Below are 22,880 nucleotides of genomic sequence, written 5' to 3' on the forward strand. Positions count from 1 at the left end.
ATGCCCGGTAATAAACATTACCGGGCATATGTCTCGTAGGTCGGGTAAGCGTAGCGCCACCCGACAATAAAAAACCCGCCTCGGCGGGTTTTTTTACATCTGTATGTTATTAGTTTACCAACGGGATCCGTCGATAAAGTTCAATCATATCGCCCGCCAGATCCTGAATGACCATTGCGTTCATCAGGTGATCCTGAGAGTGAACGGTGATCAGGTTAACCGGAAGTTTCCCGGTGCCTTCATCAATCCCAATGAGTTGCGTCTGTATGGTGTGGGCATGCTTCACGTATTCGCGCGACTCTTCCATCGCCTTTTCGGCTTCGGTAAAGTCACCTTTACGCGCCATCTGCAACGCGGTGAGGGCAGCACTGCGCGCCGCCCCCGCGTTGACCAGCAGTTCCATGATCGTTGTTTCTAAATCTTCCACGGGTCACTCCAGAAGTTTAAGCGCTTTTTCCAGTACGGCATCGCCTTTCATCATGCCGTAATCCATCATGTCGATCACCGCGACCTTTTTACCCAGCGGGTCGGCCTGTGCCTGCAGTTTCGCCTGCTCGTATTTAACCTGTGGCCCCAGCAATACGATGTCGGCCGTCGCGATGTTGTCTTTAAACTCCGCAACCGGAACGGCTTTAATGGTGACTTCAACTCCTTTTTTCTGTGCGGCGTCTTTCATACGTTGAACCAGCATGCTGGTTGACATTCCCGCGGCACAGCATAAAACGATGTTCTTCATAATCAGCCTCGATCTACATGTGTTTACTGATAATTATCCCGTGCAGAACGCTTCAACAACCGCTTTACCGCGATTGTGTGTCAGGCATCACAAAGAAACCGATGATTTTCTGAAACCGGTTACAATTTTGTATTAGCGCGTGCCCGTCTCGTCGAAACGGGCAGGGTGCAAGAGGGCGGGTTAGCTGATGGACGTGCGTATAATGCGGTTTTTTCCCTGCTGCTTCGCGCTGTAGAGGGCGTTATCAACGCTTCCCACAAATTGCTCCAGCGGTTCGAAATGCCACTCACCAAGACCGCCGCTGAACGTCACCCGCAGGTTCTCTTCACGCCAGACGCGTTTTTCAACGGCGTTACGCCACGCTTCCAGCAATGAGAGCGCGGAAGGAATCTGCTCAGCCAGGAAGACCACCGCGAACTCTTCTCCGCCGTAACGGTAAACCGAGACGTGATGTGGCTGCATTATCTGGATCCCTTCGCGGGCCACGTTGCGCAGGACGATATCACCTGTCAGGTGGCCCAGCGTGTCGTTAATTGATTTAAAGTTATCAATATCCACCAGCGCCATCGCAAAAGGCTGTTGGGCATTCAGCAGCTCAGCGACGTCGCTATCGAACGCGCGACGATTTTTACAGCCCGTCAGCGCATCGTGAGTTGCCTGGCGCACATACGCCATTTCGCGCTCTTTATTGGACTGAATGGTGTGGCTCAGCATCGCTTCAAGACGTGGAGCCTCGCTGACATCACCGGTTTTGATGGCATTGATAATGTGCATCAACACGCTACGCGAGGCGTGGCGGAGGTATAAGCCGAAGAGAATGATGATGATGGCCGCCAGCGCGAACCCCCAGCCAACGATCGTCGTTTCGTGGCGGGTAATGTCGGTGAGCGTCGTGCCGGATACCCGGTATATGACAAACCAGTCTGGGTTGGTAAACGAGTAATAGTAATACCAGGCGTTGTTTTTCTTGTCGTAGAGATGACCTTCGCCGCTGGTCATTTTGTCCATCAGCGCTTCGCTCACGAACTGTTTGAAGAGCGCGCCTGTATCAGGGTGCAGCACGACGGCACCGTCGCGTTCGACGACAAAGAATTCCCCCTGAACGGGCGCCACCATCTGACGCAGGGTGTAGCCCATTGAGGTCAAATCGAGATGAAACGCGATCGTTCCCTTCAGTCTGCCTTCAGGAGAAATCAAAGGCTTATAAAGCGTGACCGTCGGATGACCGGTGAAGTAGTCCATGTAGGGACGGGTATAGTGGCTGAAGATGCTGGCTTCCGCCTGGGCGACAAACCACGGCCGCGTTCGGGGATCGAAGGTTTTACTTTTCTCAGTCGGGAGCACTTCCGGTGCGCGGAGATAATGCCCCTGCGTGTCGGCCAGCGAGATGGAGGATACGGTCGGCATCAGGTTCTGCAGATGCATGATCATCTGCAGCCCCTGCGTCGGGTTGACGTTGAGCGTCTCGTTAAGCCTGTCGTTGCGCGCAAAATACATGGCAGAGCGGCCAAGGATATAGTCGTTTTCACGCAGGATAGACTCGGTGTAGTTTACCGCCAGGTTGTGCGTGAAGTTACTATTAATTTTATGATAATCCTCAAGAAAATCCTTTCTCTGTGAAAGCGTCACGGCGATAGCGATCACCGCAAAACTGCAGAGGATCCCCGCGAAGCTGAGCATGATTGGCCGGGTAAAAGAGAGCTTTTTGCTGTGAAGTGCCATGAGCTGTACATCGTTCCTGATGGTGAATGCTTTTCGTCTGCCGATATCCTCTCAGCATAGTCGCTGTCCTGCGGTTAGCGGTGAATTATACGGAACACGATGTCTGATGGGATGATTTATCTTAAGGATCGCTAAGAAAATACTTATTAAATGAGCGGTCGCTTTCAGAGGCAGGGCGAAACGAGGAAGAAGCTTTTCGCCCTGGTCAGCATCCTTTGCTAACGCGGTGACAATAAAAAACCGGATGAGGGCTGGCAATCATCCGGTTGTGACTCTACGTAGCCCCTCGACATTTTTTTACCGGGTTGCAGTGCGTTTCAGCGTTATTGCGAGGCTCTTCCCAGCCAGCTGTCCCAGTCTTTCCATACAGGCTGAAGGCCCTGTGCCGTCAGGGCTGCGGCGACCGCTTCCGGACGCCGTCCATCATGCGGGACAAACTGCTCCAGCTCCGGACGATCGTCGGCGTAGCCGCCAGGCTGCGTTTTGGAAAACGCGCTGACGTTGTTAATCGCAAGCGGGATCACGCGATCGCGAAACGCCGGGGACTCACGCGTTGAGAGGGATAATTCAACCTCCGGGGCAAGCAGGCGAAATGCGCAGATGGTCTGCACCAGCTGGCGTTCGTCCATCAGCGAGGCTGGTTCAATGCCTCCCGCGCAAGGCCGCAGGCGGGGGAAAGAGATGGAATAACGGCTCTGCCAGTAGTGCTGCTGGAGCCACAGCAAATGTTCCGCCACCATGTAACAATCCACCCGCCAGCTGTCGGAGAGCCCGATCAGCGCACCCAGACCGATTTTGTCGATGCCCGCGCGACCCAGCCTGTCCGGCGTTTCCAGCCGGAAAAAGAAGTCTTGTTTCTTGCCCTTCAGGTGGTGTCGGGCGTACGTCGCCTCGTGATAGGTTTCCTGATAGACCATGACCCCGTCCAGCCCGAGGGTTTTTAGCTCCGCGTATTCGTCCTGCGACAGGGGCTGCACTTCCATCTGCAAAGACGCAAACTGACGGCGAATGGCGGGAAGATGCTGACGGAAATAGTCCATTCCCACCTTTCCCTGATGTTCGCCCGTAACCAGCAGAAGATGCTCAAAGCCCATCTCGCGTATGGCCGCACACTCGTGGGCAATCTCAGCCTCATCGAGCGTTTTTCTCTTGATGCGGTTGCTCATGGAGAAACCGCAGTAGGTGCAGTCATTGGCGCAAAGATTTGAGAGATAGAGCGGGACGTAGAAGCTCACCGTGTTGCCAAAGCGCCGACGGGTAAGCCTCTGGGCCCTCTGGGCCATCGGTTCGAGGTACGCGCTGGCCGCCGGGGAGAGCAGGGCCATCAGATCCTCGCGGGTCAGATGACGGGCATGCAGCGCGCGCTCCACGTCGGCAGCCGTTTTGCTGTTGATGCGCAGGGCAATGTCGTCCCAGTTTAGCTCCCGCCAGCGCTCGGTAAATGTCCTCATGAGATTGCCTCCAGGAAACCGGTCAACGGGCTGGTGGCCTGCGCCTGAAAACTGCGCGAGCCGGGGCCGGAAACCCTTGCCAGCAAGCCGGCCTCAACGCCCATGCGGAACGCACGCGCCATCATGACCGGATCGTCGGCAACCGCGATAGCCGTGTTCACCAGCACCGCGTCGGCACCCATCTCCAGCGCCTGCGCGGCATGGCTTGGCACGCCAATGCCCGCATCCACCACCACCGGTACGTTGGCCTGTTCGATGATGATTTCCAGCATCGCCCTGGTCTCCAGCCCCTGGTTGGAGCCGATGGGGGCCCCCAGCGGCATGACGGCGGCGCAGCCGACCTCTTCCAGCCGTTTACACAGGACCGGGTCGGCGCCGCAGTAAGGCAGGACGGTAAACCCTTGCTGCACCAGCTTTTCAGCGGCCTTCAGCGTTTCGATGGGGTCAGGCAGCAGCCAGCGGGCATCCGGATGTATTTCCAGCTTCAGCCAGCGCGTGCCGAGCGCCTCCCGGGCCAGCTGCGCGGCGAAAATCGCCTCTTCGGCCGTTTTCGCGCCGGAGGTGTTGGGCAGTAGCGTGACGCCCGCTTCCAGTAAGGGAGCCAGAATAGCGTCGCTGTGGTGGCGCAGATCCACGCGCTTGAGCGCCAGCGTCACCAGCTGGCTGCCGCTTTCACGAATGGCATCCACCATCAGCTGCGGCGAGGCGAATTTTCCGGTTCCGGTAAACAAGTGCGAGTCAAAAACTTTATCGGCAATACGTAACATCTCAGCCCCCTGCGATAACCTGAAACAGCAGGATCTGGTCGCCTTCGTTGACCTGCTGATGTTCCCACTGCTCGCGCGGCAGGATCTGTTGATTGAGCGCCAGTGCCGTTCCCGGCTTGAGCTGGCGCAGCTTGTCGAGCAGTACGGCAACGGTGAGCCCGTCGTCGCATCTCATCGGCTCGTCGTTAAATAGAATGCGCATCGCAGCCTCCACATACCGGACAACGGCTGGCGCGGCGTAACGCCAGATGGCGCCAGCCGCTGGAGCGAGCATCAAACAGCCGCAGCGTATTGCGTTCCGTCTCCATGCCGCTGAGCAGCTTGATGGCCTCCAGCGCCTGCATCGTGCCCATCACGCCGACCACCGGACCAAGAATGCCCGCCGTGCGGCAGTTGCGCGTCGGCTCGGCATCATCCGGCCACAGGCAGCGATAGCAGCCCTGCGCCCATGGTGGCGTCAGGACCATCATCTGCCCGCCGAACCCCACCGCGCTGGCGGTAATCAGCGGGGTATTAGTTGCCACGCAGGCGGCGTTAATCGCCTGGCGCGTCGCCATGTTGTCGGTGCAGTCCAGCACCACGTCGGCAAGCGTGACTTCACGGTGCAGGCTCTCGCCGCAAAGACGTTCCTGTCGCGCAATCAGCTCGATGTCCGGATTAAGCTGGTGTAGCCGCTGCCGGGTGATGTGCGCTTTAGGCTGGTTGATATCGCCGGTGGTAAAGAGGATTTGTCGCTGCAGGTTGCTGAGATGAACGTCGTCATCATCGGCCAGCACCAGCGTGCCGATACCTGCACCTGCCAGATACAGCGCCGCAGGTGCGCCTAATCCGCCCAGACCGACAATCAGCACCCGGCTGGCGAGCAGTTTTTGCTGCCCGTCGATGGCGATATCCTCCAGCAGGATCTGGCGGCTGTAGCGCATGAAATCACGATCGTTCATCGCCAGCTCCTGCCAGCTGTAACAGCTGTTGGGTGGCAGACTGCCAGTCTGCGGCCTGGGTGATGGCGCTGACGACGGCGATGCTGCCGACGCCCGTCTCCAGCACGGCCGGAGCCCGTTCCAGGCTGATGCCACCGATGGCGACGGTGGGGTAATCGGCAAGGCGTTTGACGTGACTCGCCAGCTGCGTCAGTCCCTGCGGTGCGGAGGGCATCTGCTTGGTCTGCGTCGGGAAAACGTGGCCCAGCGCGATGTAAGAGGGATGGGCTGCCAGCGCCACGTCGATCTCCATGTCGTCGTGCGTGGACACGCCCAGGCGCAGGCCGGCGGCGCGGATGGCATTCAGATCGGTTGTTTCCAGGTCCTCCTGGCCCAAATGCACGCCGTAGGCCCGGTGCTTAACGGCCAGTCGCCAGTAGTCGTTGATAAACAGACGGGCGTTATACCGACGCCCCAGCGCAATGGCGGCGACGACATCAGTTTCCACCTCGTCGTCGCGTTTATCCTTGATGCGCAGCTGGATCGTGCGAACGCCAGCCTCCAGCAGGCGTTCGATCCACGCTACGCTGTCCACTACCGGATAGAGTCCTAAACGGTAGGGAACGGGCGGGAAATCGGGCTGGTACATTACGCCTCCTCTTTTTTGAGGTAGATTTCGCCGCCTTTGGCGCGGAAGGTTTCAGACATGTCCGCCATCCCCACTTCAATGGTTTGCGCGGCGGCGTAGTCGCGCACCTCCTGGCTGATTTTCATCGAGCAGAATTTTGGCCCGCACATGGAGCAGAAGTGTGCGACTTTGCCCGATTCCTGCGGCAGGGTCTCATCGTGATAGGCGCGGGCGGTGAACGGGTCCAGCGCCAGGTTGAACTGGTCTTCCCAGCGGAATTCAAAACGCGCCTTCGACATGGCGTTATCGCGGATTTGCGCGCCCGGATGGCCTTTCGCCAGATCGGCGGCATGGGCGGCAATTTTGTAGGTAATCAGCCCCTGCTTTACATCCTCTTTGTTTGGCAGGCCGAGGTGCTCTTTCGGCGTCACGTAGCAGAGCATGGCACAGCCGAACCAGCCGATCATCGCCGCACCAATCCCGGACGTGAAGTGGTCATAGCCTGGCGCAATATCGGTGGTCAGCGGCCCCAGGGTATAGAACGGCGCTTCGTGGCAGTGCTCCAGCTCTTCCGTCATGTTGCGGCGGATCATCTGCATCGGCACGTGTCCCGGGCCTTCAATCATCACCTGCACGTCATACTCCCAGGCGATTTTGGTCAGCTCACCCAGCGTGTGCAGCTCGGCAAACTGCGCCTCATCGTTGGCATCGCGAATGGAGCCCGGACGCAGACCATCGCCCAGCGACAGAGAGACATCGTACGCGGCACAGATTTCGCAAATCTCGCGGAAGTGTTCGTAGAGGAAGTTTTCCTGGTGATGGGAGAGGCACCACTTCGCCATGATGGAGCCGCCGCGCGAGACAATACCGGTCAGACGCTTCGCCGTCATCGGCACGTAGCGCAGCAGCACGCCCGCGTGAATGGTGAAGTAGTCTACGCCCTGTTCAGCCTGCTCCAGCAGCGTGTCGCGGAAGGCTTCCCAGGTGAGGTCTTCGGCAATACCGTTGACCTTTTCCAGCGCCTGATAAATCGGGACGGTGCCAATCGGTACCGGGCTGTTACGCAGGATCCACTCGCGGGTTTCGTGAATATAGCGGCCAGTGGAGAGGTCCATCACCGTGTCCGCGCCCCAGCGCGTTGACCAGACCAGCTTTTCCACCTCTTCTTCGATGGAGGAGGTAACGGCCGAGTTGCCGATGTTAGCGTTGACCTTCACCAGGAAGTTGCGGCCGATAATCATCGGCTCGGATTCCGGGTGGTTGATGTTGGCGGGGATAATCGCGCGGCCGGCGGCCACTTCATCACGCACAAACTCCGGCGTGATGTTCTCCGGCAGGCGAGCGCCAAAGCCCTCGCCCGGATGCTGGTGGCGCAGTATTTCACTGCGGATGCGCTCACGGCCCATGTTTTCACGGATGGCGATGAACTCCATCTCCGGCGTGACGATCCCCTGACGCGCATAGTGCAGTTGGGTCACGCGTTTGCCCGCTCTGGCGCGTTTCGGCGTCAGCAGCCCGGCGAAGCGCAGCTCGTCCAGACCATCGTCGGCCAGGCGTTCTTTGGTATACGCAGAGCTACGTACGCTCAGTTCTTCACAGTCGTTACGCGCGTCAATCCACGGCTGGCGCAGCTTCGCCAGACCCTGCTGAACGTTGATAGTCACAGAGGGATCGCCGTACGGGCCGGAGGTGTCATACACCGGTACGGCTTCGTTGTCTTCAAACTGCGGGTTATCTTTGCTGCCGCCGATAAGCGTCGGGCTAAGCTGGATTTCACGCATCGGGACGCGGATATCGGCCTGCGAGCCGGAAATGTAGATGCGTTTAGAGCTCGGGAAAGCGGTGCCTTCCAGGGTATCAATGAAGCGTTGGGCCTGTGCGCGCTGTTCGCGGCGGGTCAGTTTTGCAGTAGACATAGCTCATTCCAAAAGTGAAGGACATGGCTTGTCAGACGACGGATGAAGCAAGAGAGGATCGCCCGGGGGCGATACAACAGCAGTGTGACTCTTGTTCCCTTCGCAGGTATTAGCCTGATCAGGTTCCGCGGATCCCGAATTAACGGTCTCAGCCCGTGCTTTCACACTGGGCACTCCGACAAGAAAAATCCCCCTCGTGAGAGGGGCGAATGGTTGTAAATTACTCGTTAACGATTAATAACTCAAGCAGGGCGCGCGATGTTATCTTCGTGGCTGACATCCAGGCCGTTATCCAGAGCGAGGGCGATCAACTTATCTTCCAGCGTGAATCGCTCTTCCAGCGCTTCGCCAAGGTCGGAAAGCGCCCGCTGGAACTCAAGATAGTTGTCGTGATCGATGGCGTTCTCAAGCGTGGAATCGTAGTAGTCCATAATCTGCTGGGTGTTTGCTTCCAGCAGCGGATAGAGTTTGCTGGCCGCTAAATACGGCGTTGTCCCTTCCATTTCGCGGATAATGCGTTCATAAATATTGAAATGGCCGTCGGACAGATAGTCGACCAGGCCCTGACAAAAATCATCCAGCGATTTTTCATTCAGTCGCATAAACGATTCTTTGCCAGGCTTAATACCGACCAGATTGTAATAAGCCACGAGTAGATGCTTGCGCACGTGTAGCCAGCGATCCACCAGTTTGTTACTTCCTCTAACGCGCTCAGTCAGGCTTTCCAGCTGGTTTAACATGGTCGACTCCGCAAGGTTTAGGATTGAATCTGCTTATCCAAAATGTAACCACAATGCTAACAACATGTCAGTGAAGCGAAGGTAGTGCAATAGATATGGATCGTATTATTGAAAAATCAGATCTGGGTTGGTGGATCGTCAGTCACGAACAAAAATTATGGCTTCCTGGCGGAGAGATCCCTTATGGCGCAGCAGAGGTGTTCGATCTAGTGGGGCAGCCTGCGCTGAAGATCGGCGAATGGCAGGGGGAAGCTGTGTGGTTGATCCAACAGCCCCGCCGCCAGGATATGGGATCGGTTCGTCAGGTACTGGATCTGGACGTGGGTCTGTTCCAGCTGGCGGGGCGCGGCGTGCAGCTGGCGGAGTTTTACCGCTCGCATAAATACTGCGGCTACTGCGGTCATACCATGCACCGGAGCAAAACCGAGTGGGCGATGCTCTGCAGCCACTGCCGCGAGCGCTACTATCCTCAGATTGCGCCGTGCATTATCGTCGCTATCCGCCGGGAGGATTCCATCCTGCTGGCGCAGCACACCCGTCATCGCAACGGCATTCACACCGTGCTGGCCGGCTTCGTCGAGGTGGGCGAAACGCTGGAACAGGCGGTGGCGCGAGAAGTGATGGAGGAGAGCGGGATTAAGGTCAAAAACCTGCGCTACGTCACCTCTCAGCCGTGGCCGTTCCCGCAGTCGCTGATGACGGCCTTTATGGCCGACTACGACAGCGGGGAGATTGTTATCGACCAGAAAGAACTGCTGGATGCGAACTGGTATCGCTATGACGATTTGCCGCTGTTACCCCCACCGGGCACCGTAGCGCGTCGGCTGATAGAAGATACCGTGGCGATGTGTCGGGCCGAGTATGAGTAGTGTTACACTGAGGCCATGACGCTTAAGGAACTGCAAAAATGACCGAACTGAAGAACGATCGTTATCTGCGTGCGCTGCTGCGCCAGCCCGTTGATGTCACCCCGGTGTGGATGATGCGCCAGGCGGGACGCTATCTGCCAGAGTACAAAGCCACGCGCGCTCAGGCGGGTGATTTTATGTCGCTGTGCAAAAACGCCGAGCTGGCCTGCGAAGTCACGCTCCAGCCGCTGCGCCGCTTCCCGCTGGATGCCGCCATTCTCTTTTCGGACATTCTGACCATTCCGGATGCCATGGGCCTCGGTCTCTATTTCGAAACCGGTGAAGGCCCGCGCTTCACCTCCCCAATCAAAAGCAAAGCGGATGTAGATAAGTTGCCGATCCCCGATCCGGAAGGTGAACTGGGCTACGTGATGAACGCCGTGCGCACCATTCGCCGCGAGCTGAAAGGCGAAGTGCCGCTGATTGGTTTCTCCGGCAGCCCGTGGACGCTGGCGACCTATATGGTGGAAGGCGGCAGCAGCAAAGCCTTCACCATGGTTAAAAAGATGATGTACGCCGAGCCCCTGGCCCTGCATGCGCTTCTCGACAAGCTGGCGAAGAGCGTCACGCTCTACCTCAACGCGCAAATTAAAGCGGGTGCACAGTCGGTCATGATTTTCGATACCTGGGGTGGAGTGCTGACCGGGCGCGATTATCAGCAGTTCTCCCTGTACTACATGCATAAAATTGTCGACGGTCTGCTGCGCGAGAACGAAGGTCGCCGCGTGCCGGTAACGCTGTTTACCAAAGGTGGCGGTCAGTGGCTGGAAGCCATGGCGGCAACCGGCTGCGACGCGCTGGGTCTCGACTGGACCACCGATATCGCTGATGCCCGCCGCCGCGTGGGTGACAAAGTGGCGCTGCAGGGAAACATGGATCCCTCCATGCTCTATGCTCAGCCTGCCCGCATTGAAGAGGAAGTGTCGACTATACTGTCTGGTTTCGGCCAGGGTGAAGGCCACGTCTTTAACCTCGGCCACGGCATTCATCAGGATGTGCCGCCAGAACACGCTGGCGTCTTTGTGGAGGCGGTGCATCGGCTTTCTGCCCAGTATCACAAGTAAGGAGTGGTTATGGATCTCGCGTCGCTACGCGCTCAGCAAATCGAACTGGCTTCATCTGTGATCCGCGAGGATCGTCTGGATAAGGATCCTCCGCAGTACATTGGCGGAGCAGACGTCGGATTCGAGCAGGGGGGCGAAGTAACGCGAGCGGCGATGGTGGTCCTGAAATACCCTTCGCTTGAGCTGGTGGAATACAAGGTGGCGCGTATCGCCACCACCATGCCCTATATCCCCGGCTTTCTCTCCTTCCGCGAATACCCCGCGCTGCTGGCAGCGTGGGAGCAGCTCTCGCAAAAACCTGACCTGCTGTTTGTCGATGGACATGGTATCTCACACCCGCGCCGTTTAGGCGTTGCCAGCCACTTTGGGCTGCTGGTGGATGTGCCGACCATTGGCGTCGCCAAGAAACGCCTGTGTGGCGCGTTTGAACCCCTTTCCGCGGAGCCGGGCGCGCTGGCGCCCCTCATTCATAAAGGCGAGCAGCTGGCGTGGGTCTGGCGCAGCAAAGCCCGCTGTAACCCGCTGTTTATCGCTACCGGGCATCGGGTAAGCATGGACAGCGCCCTGGCGTGGGTGCAGCGTTGTATGAGGGGCTACCGCTTGCCGGAGCCGACGCGCTGGGCAGACGCCGTGGCTTCATCGCGTCCGGCTTTTGTTCGTTGGCAGGAAATTCAGAGATGATTCAGGTAAACTGCGCCTAATTTTCGATTCGAGAGATCATCATGCTACAAAACCCGATTCACCTGCGCCTTGAAAAGCTGGAAAGCTGGCAGCACGTCACCTTTATGGCTTGCCTGTGCGAGCGCATGTATCCCAACTATGCCGCGTTCTGCAAGGAAACGGGCTTTGGCGATGGGCATCTTTATCGCCGAATTCTGGACCTGATCTGGGAAACGCTGACGGTGAAAGACGCGAAGGTGAATTTCGACTCTCAGCTGGAAAAGCTGGAAGAGGCGATTCCGGCTGCGGATGATTTTGACCTCTATGGCGTCTACCCGGCGATTGATGCCTGCGTAGCGTTAAGCGAGCTGCTTCACTCCCGTCTGAGCGGCGAAACGCTGGAGCATGCTATCGAAGTCAGTAAGGCATCTATCACTACCGTGGCGATGCTGGAAATGACCCAGGAAGGACGCGAAATGACCGACGAAGAGCTCCGTGCAAACCCGGCCGTTGAGCAAGAATGGGATATTCAGTGGGAAATTTTCCGCCTGCTGGCAGAGTGTGAAGAACGCGATATTGAGCTGATAAAAGGGCTGCGCGCGGACTTACGTGAGGCCGGCGAGAGCAATATTGGTATAATTTTTAACCAATGAGACAATAAATCTTGAGATAACGCCCGTTTTGTCGCTCCTCGACTCTTCCCTTTCGACCCTTGTCTGGTCTACATTTGGGGGGCGAAAAAAAGTGGCTATCGGTGCGTGTATGCAGGAGAGTGCTTTTTTGGCATTTTCGTCGCACTCGATGCTTAGCAAGCGATAAACACATTGAAAGGATAACTTATGAACAAGACTCAACTGATTGATGTAATTGCGGACAAGGCTGATCTGTCTAAAGTGCAGGCTAAAGCTGCTCTGGAATCTACCCTGGCTGCTATTACTGAGTCTCTGAAAGAAGGTGATGCTGTACAACTGGTTGGTTTCGGTACCTTCAAAGTGAACCACCGCGCTGAGCGCACTGGCCGCAACCCGCAGACCGGTAAAGAAATCAAAATCGCCGCAGCTAACGTGCCGGCATTTGTTTCTGGTAAAGCACTGAAAGACGCTGTTAAGTAAGACGCGTGGCAGTGAACAGTTTTAGCGAAGGGGCGGCAACGCCCCTTTTGTCTTTCTGGCGTGGAACGCTCGCGCTGGCAGGCATGCTGTTGCTGTCAGCCTGTAGCCACGATACCTCTCTGCCGCCGTTTACCGCCAGCGGTTACGCGGACAACCAGGGCGCGGTCAGGATCTGGCGCAAAGATTCAGGTGATGAAGTTCATCTGCTTTCAGCCTTCAGCCCGTGGCATAACGGGAATACGTCGACCGCGGAATATCGCTGGCAGGGCGATGACCTGACGCTGATTGAACTGAACGTCTACAGCAAGACCCCCGAACATGTGAAAGTGCGTTTTGACGACCACGGCGAGCTGAGCTTTATGCAGCGTGAAGTCAGCGGTCAAAAACAGCAGCTTTCCAGCGATCAAATCGCCCTCTACCGCTATCGTGCCGAACAAATCCGCCAGACCAGCGATGCGCTGCGTCAGGGACGCGTCGTGCTGCGACAGGGGCGCTGGCATGACGATGGGACGGTCACGACCTGTGAAGGGCAGACGGTCAAGCCTGAGCTCGAATCCTGGGCAATCGAGCACATTCAACGCCGTCAGCGTCATTCATCAATGGAAGTGAGTGTGGCGTGGCTGGAGGCGCCGGAAGGCTCTCAGCTGCTGCTGGTGGCGAACGAAGACTTCTGTAACTGGCAGCCGACAGAGAAGAGTTTCTGAGTTCTGAGGATTAAGCCGGATGGCGCTAACGCTTATCCGGCCTACGAACGATCCCCTCTCCCTGTGGGAGAGGGTTAGGGTGAGGGTGTGAAATTACTCGCCCTGCTCACGCGCAATCGCGCGATAGCCGATATCCTGACGGCTAAAGCTACCGTTCCAGTGGATATCCGCCATCAGCGTATAGGCACGCTTCTGCGCTTCTGCAACGGTATGGCCCAGCGCGGTCGCACACAGCACGCGTCCGCCGTTGGTCAGTACGCGGTCATCATCAGCCAGCTTCGTTCCGGCGTGGAATACCTTCGCGCCTTCAATCTCTTCCAGCGGTAAGCCGTGGATCTCATCCCCGGTGTTGTAGTTGCCAGGGTAGCCACCCGCAGCAATCACCACGCCCAGGGACGCGCGCTCGTCCCACTCTGAGGTTTTCTCGTCGAGCTTGCCTTCGCAGGCCGCCAGACACAGATCCACCAGATCGGATTTCATGCGCAGCATGATGGGCTGCGTTTCCGGATCGCCAAAGCGGCAGTTAAATTCAATAACCTTCGGGTTGCCCTGCTTGTCGATCATCAGACCTGCGTAAAGGAAACCGGTGTAGGTGTTGCCTTCCGCCGCCATGCCTTTCACGGTTGGCCAGATAATGCGATCCATCGTGCGCTGATGTACTTCGTCAGTCACGACCGGAGCAGGAGAGTAGGCACCCATCCCGCCGGTATTCGGGCCGGAATCACCATTGCCCACGCGCTTATGGTCCTGGCTGGTGGCCATCGGCAGAACGTGCTCGCCGTCGACCATCACGATAAAGCTCGCTTCTTCGCCGTCGAGGAACTCTTCGATCACGATGCGGTGGCCCGCATCGCCAAAAGCGTTACCCGCCAGCATATCCTTAACTGCGGCTTCGGCTTCTTCGAGGGTCATCGCCACGATCACGCCTTTACCGGCAGCCAGGCCGTCGGCCTTAATGACAATCGGTGCACCTTTTTCACGCAGGTAAGCCAGAGCGGGTTCCACCTCTGTGAAGTTCTGGTATTCCGCCGTCGGGATATTGTGACGTGCGAGGAAATCTTTGGTGAAAGCTTTGGAGCCTTCCAGCTGCGCAGCGCCTTCCGTTGGGCCGAAGATTTTCAGGCCCGCCGCGCGGAACGCATCAACCACGCCAATCACCAGCGGTGCTTCCGGGCCGACGATGGTCAGGTCGATTTTCTCGCTTTGGGCAAAGCTCAACAGCGCCGGAATGTCGGTCACGCCGATGGCCACGTTCTGCAGCGCGGGTTCCAGTGCGGTACCGGCGTTGCCCGGTGCCACGAAGACCGTTTTTACCAGCGGAGACTGAGCCGCTTTCCACGCCAGAGCGTGTTCGCGTCCGCCGTTACCAATCACTAATACTTTCATTTTCTGCTCCGGGAATTAATGGCGGAAGTGACGCATGTCGGTGAAGATCATCGCAATCCCGTGCTCGTCGGCGGCGGCAATCACTTCGTCGTCGCGGATTGAGCCGCCAGGCTGGATCACGCAGGTGATGCCGACAGCAGCAGCCGCGTCGATACCGTCCCGGAACGGGAAGAAGGCGTCAGAAGCCATGGCGGAGCCTTTTACTTCCAGTCCTTCGTCGCCTGCTTTAATACCCGCGATTTTCGCAGAGTAGACGCGGCTCATCTGGCCAGCACCTATCCCGATGGTCATGTTCTCTTTCGCGTAGACGATGGCATTGGATTTGACGAACTTCGCGACCTTCCAGCAGAACAGCGCGTCACGCAGTTCCTGCTCGCTCGGCTGACGCTTGGTCACCACGCGCAGGTCGGCTTCTGTCACCATACCCAGATCGCGATCCTGAACCAGCAGACCGCCGTTCACGCGCTTGAAGTCCAGGCCCGGCACGCGTTCTGCCCACTGGCCGCAAACCAGTACGCGTACGTTCTGTTTTGCTGCGGTAATTTTCAGCGCTTCTTCGGATGCGGAAGGCGCGATGATCACTTCAACGAACTGACGGGAGATGATGGCCTGTGCGGTTTCAGCATCCAGCTCGCGGTTGAAGGCGATAATGCCGCCGAATGCGGAGGTCGGGTCGGTTTTGTAGGCGCGATCGTAGGCATCCAGAATAGAGGTGCTTACCGCGACGCCGCATGGGTTGGCGTGCTTAACGATAACGCAGGCTGGCTCGCTGAACTCTTTCACGCATTCCAGCGCGGCGTCGGTGTCGGCAATGTTGTTATAGGAGAGCGCTTTGCCCTGAACCTGCTGGGCAGTCGCAACAGAGGCTTCTTTTACCTCTTCTTCTATATAGAAGGCAGCCTGCTGGTGGCTGTTCTCGCCGTAGCGCATATCCTGCTTCTTAATGAAGTTCAGGTTCAGGGTGCGCGGGAAGCGGCCAGAAGGATCTTTGCTTTCACCGTGGTAAGCAGGTACCAGGCTGCCGAAGTAGTTGGCGATCATGCTGTCGTACGCGGCGGTGTGTTCGAAGGCTTTGATGGCGAGGTCGAAACGCGTTTCCAGGCTCAGTGACCCTTCGTTGGCATCCATCTCATTAATAATGGTTTCGTAATCGCTGCTCTTTACGACAATGACCACATCTTTATGGTTCTTGGCCGCGGAGCGCACCATGGTCGGGCCGCCGATATCAATATTCTCTACGGCATCTTCAAGAGAGCATCCTTCGCGGGCAACGGTCTGGGCGAACGGGTAGAGGTTAACGACCACCATGTCGATTGGCGCGATGTCATGCTGTTCCATGATGGCATCGTCCTGACCGCGACGGCCAAGAATACCGCCGTGGACTTTTGGATGCAGGGTTTTGACGCGTCCATCCATCATTTCCGGGAAACCGGTGTAATCGGACACTTCGGTTACCGGCAGACCTTTATCTGCTAACAGGCGAGCGGTACCGCCTGTAGAAAGCAGCTCCACACCGCGTGCAGAAAGTGCCTGAGCGAATTCGACGATACCGGCTTTATCAGAAACACTGAGCAGAGCGCGGCGGACTGGACGACGTTGTTGCATGGTAAATCCCCTGGATTTCACGATTACAGAGAGCGTTAGATGAATTTTCCTGCGAAAAACTCATCTAACACACCTGACGAGGCATCCTTGTGAAGCGCGAGCATTTTAACGAAAACGTTTGCGCAACGCTCGCACATTTTCACTTTTTCGTATCATTGTGGATAAGTCTGTGTGTAAAAAGGTATAAGGCGGGGTTTTGCTGTGGAATGCAGCAGTCAGTCATTTTTCTGTCATTTAGCGGTTGCGGCCTGCTGAGAACTCCCTATAATGCGCCTCCATCGACACGGCGGATGTGAATCACTTCACACAACAAGCGGTTCGGTTGAAGAGAAAAAATCCTGAAATAACGGGTTGACTCTGAAAGAGGAAAGCGTAATATACGCCACCTCGCAACGGTGAGCGAAAGCCGCGTTGCAACTGCTCTTTAACAATTTATCAGACAATCTGTGTGGGCACTCAAAGTGACATGGATTCTTAATGTCTTCGGACAATAAATGAATACCAAGTCTCTGAGTGAACATACGTAATTCATTACGAAGTTTAATTCACGAGCATCAAACTTAAATTGAAGAGTTTGATCATGGCTCAGATTGAACGCTGGCGGCAGGCCTAACACATGCAAGTCGAGCGGTAACACAGGGAGCTTGCTCCTGGGTGACGAGCGGCGGACGGGTGAGTAATGTCTGGGAAACTGCCTGATGGAGGGGGATAACTACTGGAAACGGTAGCTAATACCGCATAACGTCGCAAGACCAAAGAGGGGGACCTTCGGGCCTCTTGCCATCAGATGTGCCCAGATGGGATTAGCTAGTAGGTGGGGTAACGGCTCACCTAGGCGACGATCCCTAGCTGGTCTGAGAGGATGACCAGCCACACTGGAACTGAGACACGGTCCAGACTCCTACGGGAGGCAGCAGTGGGGAATATTGCACAATGGGCGCAAGCCTGATGCAGCCATGCCGCGTGTATGAAGAAGGCCTTCGGGTTGTAAAGTACTTTCAGCGGGGAGGAAGGCGATAAGGTTAATAACCTTGTCGATTGACGTTACCCGCAGAAGAAGCACCGGCTAACTCCGTGCCAGCAGCCGCGGTAATACGGAGGGTGCAAGCGTTAATCGGAATTACTGGGCGTAAAGCGCACGCAGGCGGTCTGTCAAGTCGGATGTGAAATCCCCGGGCTCAACCTGGGAACTGCATTCGAAACTGGCAGGCTAGAGTCTTGTAGAGGGGGGTAGAATTCCAGGTGTAGCGGTGAAATGCGTAGAGATCTGGAGGAATACCGGTGGCGAAGGCGGCCCCCTGGACAAAGACTGACGCTCAGGTGCGAAAGCGTGGGGAGCAAACAGGATTAGATACCCTGGTAGTCCACGCCGTAAACGATGTCGACTTGGAGGTTGTGCCCTTGAGGCGTGGCTTCCGGAGCTAACGCGTTAAGTCGACCGCCTGGGGAGTACGGCCGCAAGGTTAAAACTCAAATGAATTGACGGGGGCCCGCACAAGCGGTGGAGCATGTGGTTTAATTCGATGCAACGCGAAGAACCTTACCTACTCTTGACATCCAGAGAACTTTCCAGAGATGGATTGGTGCCTTCGGGAACTCTGAGACAGGTGCTGCATGGCTGTCGTCAGCTCGTGTTGTGAAATGTTGGGTTAAGTCCCGCAACGAGCGCAACCCTTATCCTTTGTTGCCAGCGGTCCGGCCGGGAACTCAAAGGAGACTGCCAGTGATAAACTGGAGGAAGGTGGGGATGACGTCAAGTCATCATGGCCCTTACGAGTAGGGCTACACACGTGCTACAATGGCGCATACAAAGAGAAGCGACCTCGCGAGAGCAAGCGGACCTCATAAAGTGCGTCGTAGTCCGGATTGGAGTCTGCAACTCGACTCCATGAAGTCGGAATCGCTAGTAATCGTAGATCAGAATGCTACGGTGAATACGTTCCCGGGCCTTGTACACACCGCCCGTCACACCATGGGAGTGGGTTGCAAAAGAAGTAGGTAGCTTAACCTTCGGGAGGGCGCTTACCACTTTGTGATTCATGACTGGGGTGAAGTCGTAACAAGGTAACCGTAGGGGAACCTGCGGTTGGATCACCTCCTTACCTTAAAGAACCTGCCTTTGTAGTGCTCACACAGATTGTCTGATGAATGATGAACTTCTGAATGTACTTTTGAGTGCATTAAGAAGTTTTGCTCTTTAAAAATCTGGATCAAGCTGAAAATTGAAACGACACACATGTTATGTGTGTTCGAGTCTCTCAAATTTTCGCAATTTGATGATGAATCGAAAGAAACATCTTCGGGTTGTGAGGTTAAGCGACTAAGCGTACACGGTGGATGCCCTGGCAGTCAGAGGCGATGAAGGACGTGCTAATCTGCGAAAAGCGCCGGCGAGGTGATATGAACCTTTGACCCGGCGATGTCCGAATGGGGAAACCCAGTGTGATTCGTCACACTATCGTTAACTGAATACATAGGTTAACGAGGCGAACCGGGGGAACTGAAACATCTAAGTACCCCGAGGAAAAGAAATCAACCGAGATTCCCCCAGTAGCGGCGAGCGAACGGGGAGCAGCCCAGAGTCTGAATCAGCTTGTGTGTTAGTGGAAGCGTCTGGAAAGTCGCACGGTACAGGGTGACAGTCCCGTACACGAAAGCACACAGGTTGTGAACTCGAAGAGTAGGGCGGGACACGTGGTATCCTGTCTGAATATGGGGGGACCATCCTCCAAGGCTAAATACTCCTGACTGACCGATAGTGAACCAGTACCGTGAGGGAAAGGCGAAAAGAACCCCGGCGAGGGGAGTGAAAAAGAACCTGAAACCGTGTACGTACAAGCAGTGGGAGCACCTTCGTGGTGTGACTGCGTACCTTTTGTATAATGGGTCAGCGACTTATATTCTGTAGCAAGGTTAACCGTATAGGGGAGCCGAAGGGAAACCGAGTCTTAACTGGGCGTTAAGTTGCAGGGTATAGACCCGAAACCCGGTGATCTAGCCATGGGCAGGTTGAAGGTTGGGTAACACTAACTGGAGGACCGAACCGACTAATGTTGAAAAATTAGCGGATGACTTGTGGCTGGGGGTGAAAGGCCAATCAAACCGGGAGATAGCTGGTTCTCCCCGAAAGCTATTTAGGTAGCGCCTCGTGAATTCATCTTCGGGGGTAGAGCACTGTTTCGGCTAGGGGGCCATCCCGGCTTACCAACCCGATGCAAACTACGAATACCGAAGAATGTTATCACGGGAGACACACGGCGGGTGCTAACGTCCGTCGTGAAGAGGGAAACAACCCAGACCGCCAGCTAAGGTCCCAAAGTCATGGTTAAGTGGGAAACGATGTGGGAAGGCACAGACAGCCAGGATGTTGGCTTAGAAGCAGCCATCATTTAAAGAAAGCGTAATAGCTCACTGGTCGAGTCGGCCTGCGCGGAAGATGTAACGGGGCTAAACCATGCACCGAAGCTGCGGCAGCGACGCTTATGCGTTGTTGGGTAGGGGAGCGTTCTGTAAGCCGTTGAAGGTGTGCTGCGAGGCATGCTGGAGGTATCAGAAGTGCGAATGCTGACATAAGTAACGATAAAGCGGGTGAAAAGCCCGCTCGCCGGAAGACCAAGGGTTCCTGTCCAACGTTAATCGGGGCAGGGTGAGTCGACCCCTAAGGCGAGGCCGAAAGGCGTAGTCGATGGGAAACAGGTTAATATTCCTGTACTTGGTGTTACTGCGAAGGGGGGACGGAGAAGGCTATGTTAGCCGGGCGACGGTTGTCCCGGTTTAAGCATGTAGGCGGAACGATTAGGTAAATCCGGTCGTTTATTAACGCTGAGGTGTGATGACGAGGCACTACGGTGCTGAAGTAACAAATGCCCTGCTTCCAGGAAAAGCCTCTAAGCATCAGGTAACATCAAATCGTACCCCAAACCGACACAGGTGGTCAGGTAGAGAATACCAAGGCGCTTGAGAGAACTCGGGTGAAGGAACTAGGCAAAATGGTGCCGTAACTTCGGGAGAAGGCACGCTGATATGTAGGTGAAGCCCCTGCGGGTGGAGCTGAAATCAGTCGAAGATACCAGCTGGCTGCAACTGTTTATTAAAAACACAGCACTGTGCAAACACGAAAGTGGACGTATACGGTGTGACGCCTGCCCGGTGCCGGAAGGTTAATTGATGGGGTTAGCGGCAACGCGAAGCTCTTGATCGAAGCCCCGGTAAACGGCGGCCGTAACTATAACGGTCCTAAGGTAGCGAAATTCCTTGTCGGGTAAGTTCCGACCTGCACGAATGGCGTAATGATGGCCAGGCTGTCTCCACCCGAGACTCAGTGAAATTGAACTCGCTGTGAAGATGCAGTGTACCCGCGGCAAGACGGAAAGACCCCGTGAACCTTTACTATAGCTTGACACTGAACACTGGTCCTTGATGTGTAGGATAGGTGGGAGGCTTTGAAGCGTGGACGCCAGTCTGCGTGGAGCCGCCCTTGAAATACCACCCTTTAATGGCTGGTGTTCTAACGTAGACCCGTGATCCGGGTTGCGGACAGTGTCTGGTGGGTAGTTTGACTGGGGCGGTCTCCTCCCAAAGAGTAACGGAGGAGCACGAAGGTTAGCTAATCCTGGTCGGACATCAGGAGGTTAGTGCAATGGCATAAGCTAGCTTGACTGCGAGAGTGACGGCTCGAGCAGGTGCGAAAGCAGGTCATAGTGATCCGGTGGTTCTGAATGGAAGGGCCATCGCTCAACGGATAAAAGGTACTCCGGGGATAACAGGCTGATACCGCCCAAGAGTTCATATCGACGGCGGTGTTTGGCACCTCGATGTCGGCTCATCACATCCTGGGGCTGAAGTAGGTCCCAAGGGTATGGCTGTTCGCCATTTAAAGTGGTACGCGAGCTGGGTTTAGAACGTCGTGAGACAGTTCGGTCCCTATCTGCCGTGGGCGCTGGAGAATTGAGGGGGGCTGCTCCTAGTACGAGAGGACCGGAGTGGACGCATCACTGGTGTTCGGGTTGTCATGCCAATGGCACTGCCCGGTAGCTAAATGCGGAAAAGATAAGTGCTGAAAGCATCTAAGCACGAAACTTGCCCCGAGATGAGTTCTCCCTGACCCTTTAAGGGTCCTGAAGGAACGTTGAAGACTACGACGTTGATAGGTCGGGTGTGTAAGCGCAGCGATGCGTTGAGCTAACCGATACTAATGAACCGTGAGGCTTAACCTTACAACGCCGAAGGTGTTTTGGCGAAGAGACACGATATTTTCAGCTCTGATACAGATTAACAGAATTTGCCTGGCGGCTTTAGCGCGGTGGTCCCACCTGACCCCATGCCGAACTCAGAAGTGAAACGCCGTAGCGCCGATGGTAGTGTGGGGTCTCCCCATGTGAGAGTAGGGAACTGCCAGGCATCAATTAGAAGAACCCCGTACCGAAAGGTGCGGGGTTTTTTGCTTTTGTTTTCTCCTCTCCTCTCCCTGAAACTTTCTCACCTTCGACTTGCAGACTCGACATTCCGATCGTTTCTCGGTATCGTTAGCTGTCTGGATGTCTAAACGTTTATACGTATATTGTGAGGAAGTCAGGTTATGCCGATTCGGGTGCAGGACGAGCTACCAGCCGTCAATTTCTTACGTGAAGAAAACGTCTTCGTTATGACGGCTTCGCGTGCGACAGGTCAGGAAATTCGCCCGCTGAAGGTACTCATTCTCAATTTGATGCCGAAAAAGATCGAAACAGAGAACCAGTTCCTGCGTTTGCTTTCTAACTCCCCGCTGCAGGTCGATATTCAATTGCTGCGAATCGATGCCCGTGAGTCACGTAACACGCCTTCTGAGCACCTAAACAACTTCTACTGCAACTTCGATGACATTCAGGGTGAAAACTTCGACGGACTGATTGTGACCGGCGCCCCGCTGGGCCTGGTTGAATTTAACGATGTCGCCTACTGGCCACAGATCAAACAGGTCCTGGAGTGGGCAAAAGATCACGTCACGTCCACATTGTTTGTCTGTTGGGCGGTACAAGCCGCACTGAATATTCTTTATGGCATCCCTAAGCAAACCCGCACTGAAAAACTCTCCGGCGTATACGAACACCACATTCTTCATCCACATGCGTTGCTGACACGTGGTTTCGATGACTCTTTCCTGGCACCACATTCTCGCTACGCCGATTTCCCGGCCCAGCTGATTCGTGATTACACCGATCTGGAGATCCTGGCCGAAACGGAAGATGGAGATGCTTATCTGTTTGCCAGCAAGGATAAACGTATTGCTTTTGTGACCGGGCATCCTGAATACGATCCGCATACTCTCGCGTCAGAGTATTTCCGTGATGTCGAAGCGGGTCTTAATCCGGATGTGCCGTACAACTATTTCCCGAAAAACGATCCACAAAACAAACCGAGAGCGACCTGGCGCAGCCACGGGAATTTACTTTTTACCAACTGGCTCAACTATTACGTCTACCAGATAACGCCATACGATCTGCGTCACATGAATCCGACGCTGGAGTAATCTTCTGCATTAAACGATCCTAAAGCGTTTCAGCTATTCAAATCAGGCACCTT

General features: G+C 55.8%; 19 protein-coding genes, 3 rRNA genes and 1 riboswitch. Of the genes, 10 read left to right on the forward strand and 12 right to left on the reverse strand.

Going from position 1 to position 22,880, the window contains the following annotated elements; all coding sequences use genetic code 11:
* Window positions 1-109 precede the first annotated feature (109 nt).
* The 10 genes from ACWHWP_RS01390 to ACWHWP_RS01435 all read right to left on the reverse strand — a co-directional run bounded on the left by ACWHWP_RS01390 (window position 110) and on the right by ACWHWP_RS01435 (window position 8,880).
* Window positions 110-427 carry a PTS lactose/cellobiose transporter subunit IIA gene (locus ACWHWP_RS01390; RefSeq protein ID WP_059312264.1) on the reverse strand — a complete coding sequence of 106 codons (318 nt, stop codon included), beginning with the start codon at window positions 425-427 and terminating at the stop codon, window positions 110-112.
* Between the two features lie 3 nt (window positions 428-430).
* Window positions 431-736 carry a PTS sugar transporter subunit IIB gene (locus ACWHWP_RS01395; protein WP_014882067.1) on the reverse strand — a complete coding sequence of 102 codons (306 nt, stop codon included), beginning with the start codon at window positions 734-736 and terminating at the stop codon, window positions 431-433.
* Between the two features lie 180 nt (window positions 737-916).
* Window positions 917-2,458: a sensor domain-containing diguanylate cyclase gene (locus ACWHWP_RS01400; RefSeq protein WP_059312263.1), complete on the reverse strand. Its 1,542-nt coding sequence runs from the start codon at window positions 2,456-2,458 to the stop codon at window positions 917-919.
* Window positions 2,459-2,781: 323 nt separating this feature from the next.
* On the reverse strand, window positions 2,782-3,909 hold the full coding sequence (thiH, locus tag ACWHWP_RS01405) for a 2-iminoacetate synthase ThiH (RefSeq protein ID WP_447854933.1): 1,128 nt from the start codon (window positions 3,907-3,909) through the stop codon (window positions 2,782-2,784).
* Window positions 3,906-4,676, reverse strand: coding sequence for a thiazole synthase (thiG, locus tag ACWHWP_RS01410; RefSeq protein ID WP_447854935.1), 771 nt, complete (start codon window positions 4,674-4,676; stop codon window positions 3,906-3,908). Before thiG ends, thiH begins: the two co-directional genes overlap by 4 nt.
* 1 nt (window position 4,677) lies before the next feature.
* Window positions 4,678-4,878, reverse strand: a complete 201-nt coding sequence (thiS, locus tag ACWHWP_RS01415; protein WP_059312260.1) for a sulfur carrier protein ThiS — start codon at window positions 4,876-4,878, stop codon at window positions 4,678-4,680.
* Window positions 4,862-5,617: a HesA/MoeB/ThiF family protein gene (locus ACWHWP_RS01420; RefSeq protein ID WP_447854936.1), complete on the reverse strand. Its 756-nt coding sequence runs from the start codon at window positions 5,615-5,617 to the stop codon at window positions 4,862-4,864. Before ACWHWP_RS01420 ends, thiS begins: the two co-directional genes overlap by 17 nt.
* Window positions 5,604-6,245: a thiamine phosphate synthase gene (gene thiE / locus ACWHWP_RS01425; protein ID WP_059312258.1), complete on the reverse strand. Its 642-nt coding sequence runs from the start codon at window positions 6,243-6,245 to the stop codon at window positions 5,604-5,606. The genes ACWHWP_RS01420 and thiE overlap by 14 nt, the downstream gene beginning before the upstream one ends.
* A complete protein-coding gene (thiC, locus tag ACWHWP_RS01430; protein WP_059312257.1) occupies window positions 6,245-8,140 on the reverse strand; it encodes a phosphomethylpyrimidine synthase ThiC in 1,896 nt (631 codons plus the stop codon). The genes thiE and thiC overlap by 1 nt, the downstream gene beginning before the upstream one ends.
* A 78-nt stretch (window positions 8,141-8,218) precedes the next feature.
* Window positions 8,219-8,328: riboswitch (TPP riboswitch) on the reverse strand.
* Window positions 8,329-8,382: 54 nt separating this feature from the next.
* Window positions 8,383-8,880 carry an Rsd/AlgQ family anti-sigma factor gene (locus tag ACWHWP_RS01435; RefSeq protein WP_059312256.1) on the reverse strand — a complete coding sequence of 166 codons (498 nt, stop codon included), beginning with the start codon at window positions 8,878-8,880 and terminating at the stop codon, window positions 8,383-8,385.
* Between the two features lie 95 nt (window positions 8,881-8,975).
* On the opposite strand from ACWHWP_RS01435, the gene nudC reads away from it, so the two are divergent.
* The 6 genes from nudC to ACWHWP_RS01465 all read left to right on the forward strand — a co-directional run bounded on the left by nudC (window position 8,976) and on the right by ACWHWP_RS01465 (window position 13,328).
* Window positions 8,976-9,749: an NAD(+) diphosphatase gene (nudC, locus tag ACWHWP_RS01440; RefSeq protein ID WP_063431667.1), complete on the forward strand. Its 774-nt coding sequence runs from the start codon at window positions 8,976-8,978 to the stop codon at window positions 9,747-9,749.
* A gap of 38 nt (window positions 9,750-9,787) precedes the next feature.
* Window positions 9,788-10,852, forward strand: a complete 1,065-nt coding sequence (hemE, locus tag ACWHWP_RS01445) for a uroporphyrinogen decarboxylase (RefSeq protein WP_063431669.1) — start codon at window positions 9,788-9,790, stop codon at window positions 10,850-10,852.
* A gap of 9 nt (window positions 10,853-10,861) precedes the next feature.
* Window positions 10,862-11,533 (forward strand): deoxyribonuclease V, encoded by a 672-nt coding sequence (gene nfi / locus ACWHWP_RS01450; RefSeq protein WP_063431671.1) that lies wholly within the window; start codon window positions 10,862-10,864, stop codon window positions 11,531-11,533.
* A 41-nt stretch (window positions 11,534-11,574) separates the two neighbouring features.
* Window positions 11,575-12,165 carry a YjaG family protein gene (locus tag ACWHWP_RS01455; protein ID WP_063431673.1) on the forward strand — a complete coding sequence of 197 codons (591 nt, stop codon included), beginning with the start codon at window positions 11,575-11,577 and terminating at the stop codon, window positions 12,163-12,165.
* A gap of 186 nt (window positions 12,166-12,351) precedes the next feature.
* Window positions 12,352-12,624, forward strand: a complete 273-nt coding sequence (gene hupA / locus ACWHWP_RS01460; RefSeq protein WP_002445246.1) for a nucleoid-associated protein HU-alpha — start codon at window positions 12,352-12,354, stop codon at window positions 12,622-12,624.
* An 11-nt stretch (window positions 12,625-12,635) separates the two neighbouring features.
* Window positions 12,636-13,328 carry a DUF1481 domain-containing protein gene (locus ACWHWP_RS01465; RefSeq protein ID WP_447856615.1) on the forward strand — a complete coding sequence of 231 codons (693 nt, stop codon included), beginning with the start codon at window positions 12,636-12,638 and terminating at the stop codon, window positions 13,326-13,328.
* A 93-nt stretch (window positions 13,329-13,421) separates the two neighbouring features.
* On the opposite strand, the gene purD is transcribed toward ACWHWP_RS01465, so the two are convergent.
* Complete coding sequence (gene purD / locus ACWHWP_RS01470; RefSeq protein WP_447854937.1) at window positions 13,422-14,714, reverse strand: phosphoribosylamine--glycine ligase; 1,293 nt, start codon at window positions 14,712-14,714, stop codon at window positions 13,422-13,424.
* Window positions 14,715-14,729: 15 nt separating this feature from the next.
* Window positions 14,730-16,319, reverse strand: coding sequence for a bifunctional phosphoribosylaminoimidazolecarboxamide formyltransferase/IMP cyclohydrolase (gene purH, locus ACWHWP_RS01475; RefSeq protein ID WP_447854938.1), 1,590 nt, complete (start codon window positions 16,317-16,319; stop codon window positions 14,730-14,732).
* A 562-nt stretch (window positions 16,320-16,881) separates the two neighbouring features.
* Between purH and ACWHWP_RS01480 the strand changes: the two genes are divergently transcribed.
* The 4 genes from ACWHWP_RS01480 (at window position 16,882) to metA (ending at window position 22,827) form a co-directional block, all read left to right on the forward strand.
* Window positions 16,882-18,421 (forward strand): 16S ribosomal RNA (locus ACWHWP_RS01480).
* Window positions 18,422-18,629: 208 nt separating this feature from the next.
* Window positions 18,630-21,535, forward strand: a 23S ribosomal RNA gene (locus ACWHWP_RS01485).
* 68 nt (window positions 21,536-21,603) lie between these two features.
* Window positions 21,604-21,719, forward strand: a 5S ribosomal RNA gene (gene rrf / locus ACWHWP_RS01490).
* Together the 16S, 23S and 5S rRNA genes form the textbook arrangement of a ribosomal RNA operon.
* Before the next feature lie 178 nt (window positions 21,720-21,897).
* Window positions 21,898-22,827, forward strand: coding sequence for a homoserine O-acetyltransferase MetA (gene metA / locus ACWHWP_RS01495; protein ID WP_023334115.1), 930 nt, complete (start codon window positions 21,898-21,900; stop codon window positions 22,825-22,827).
* Window positions 22,828-22,880: the final 53 nt, after the last annotated feature.

The organism is Enterobacter sp. WI-ESBL-E8, assembly GCF_053364895.1.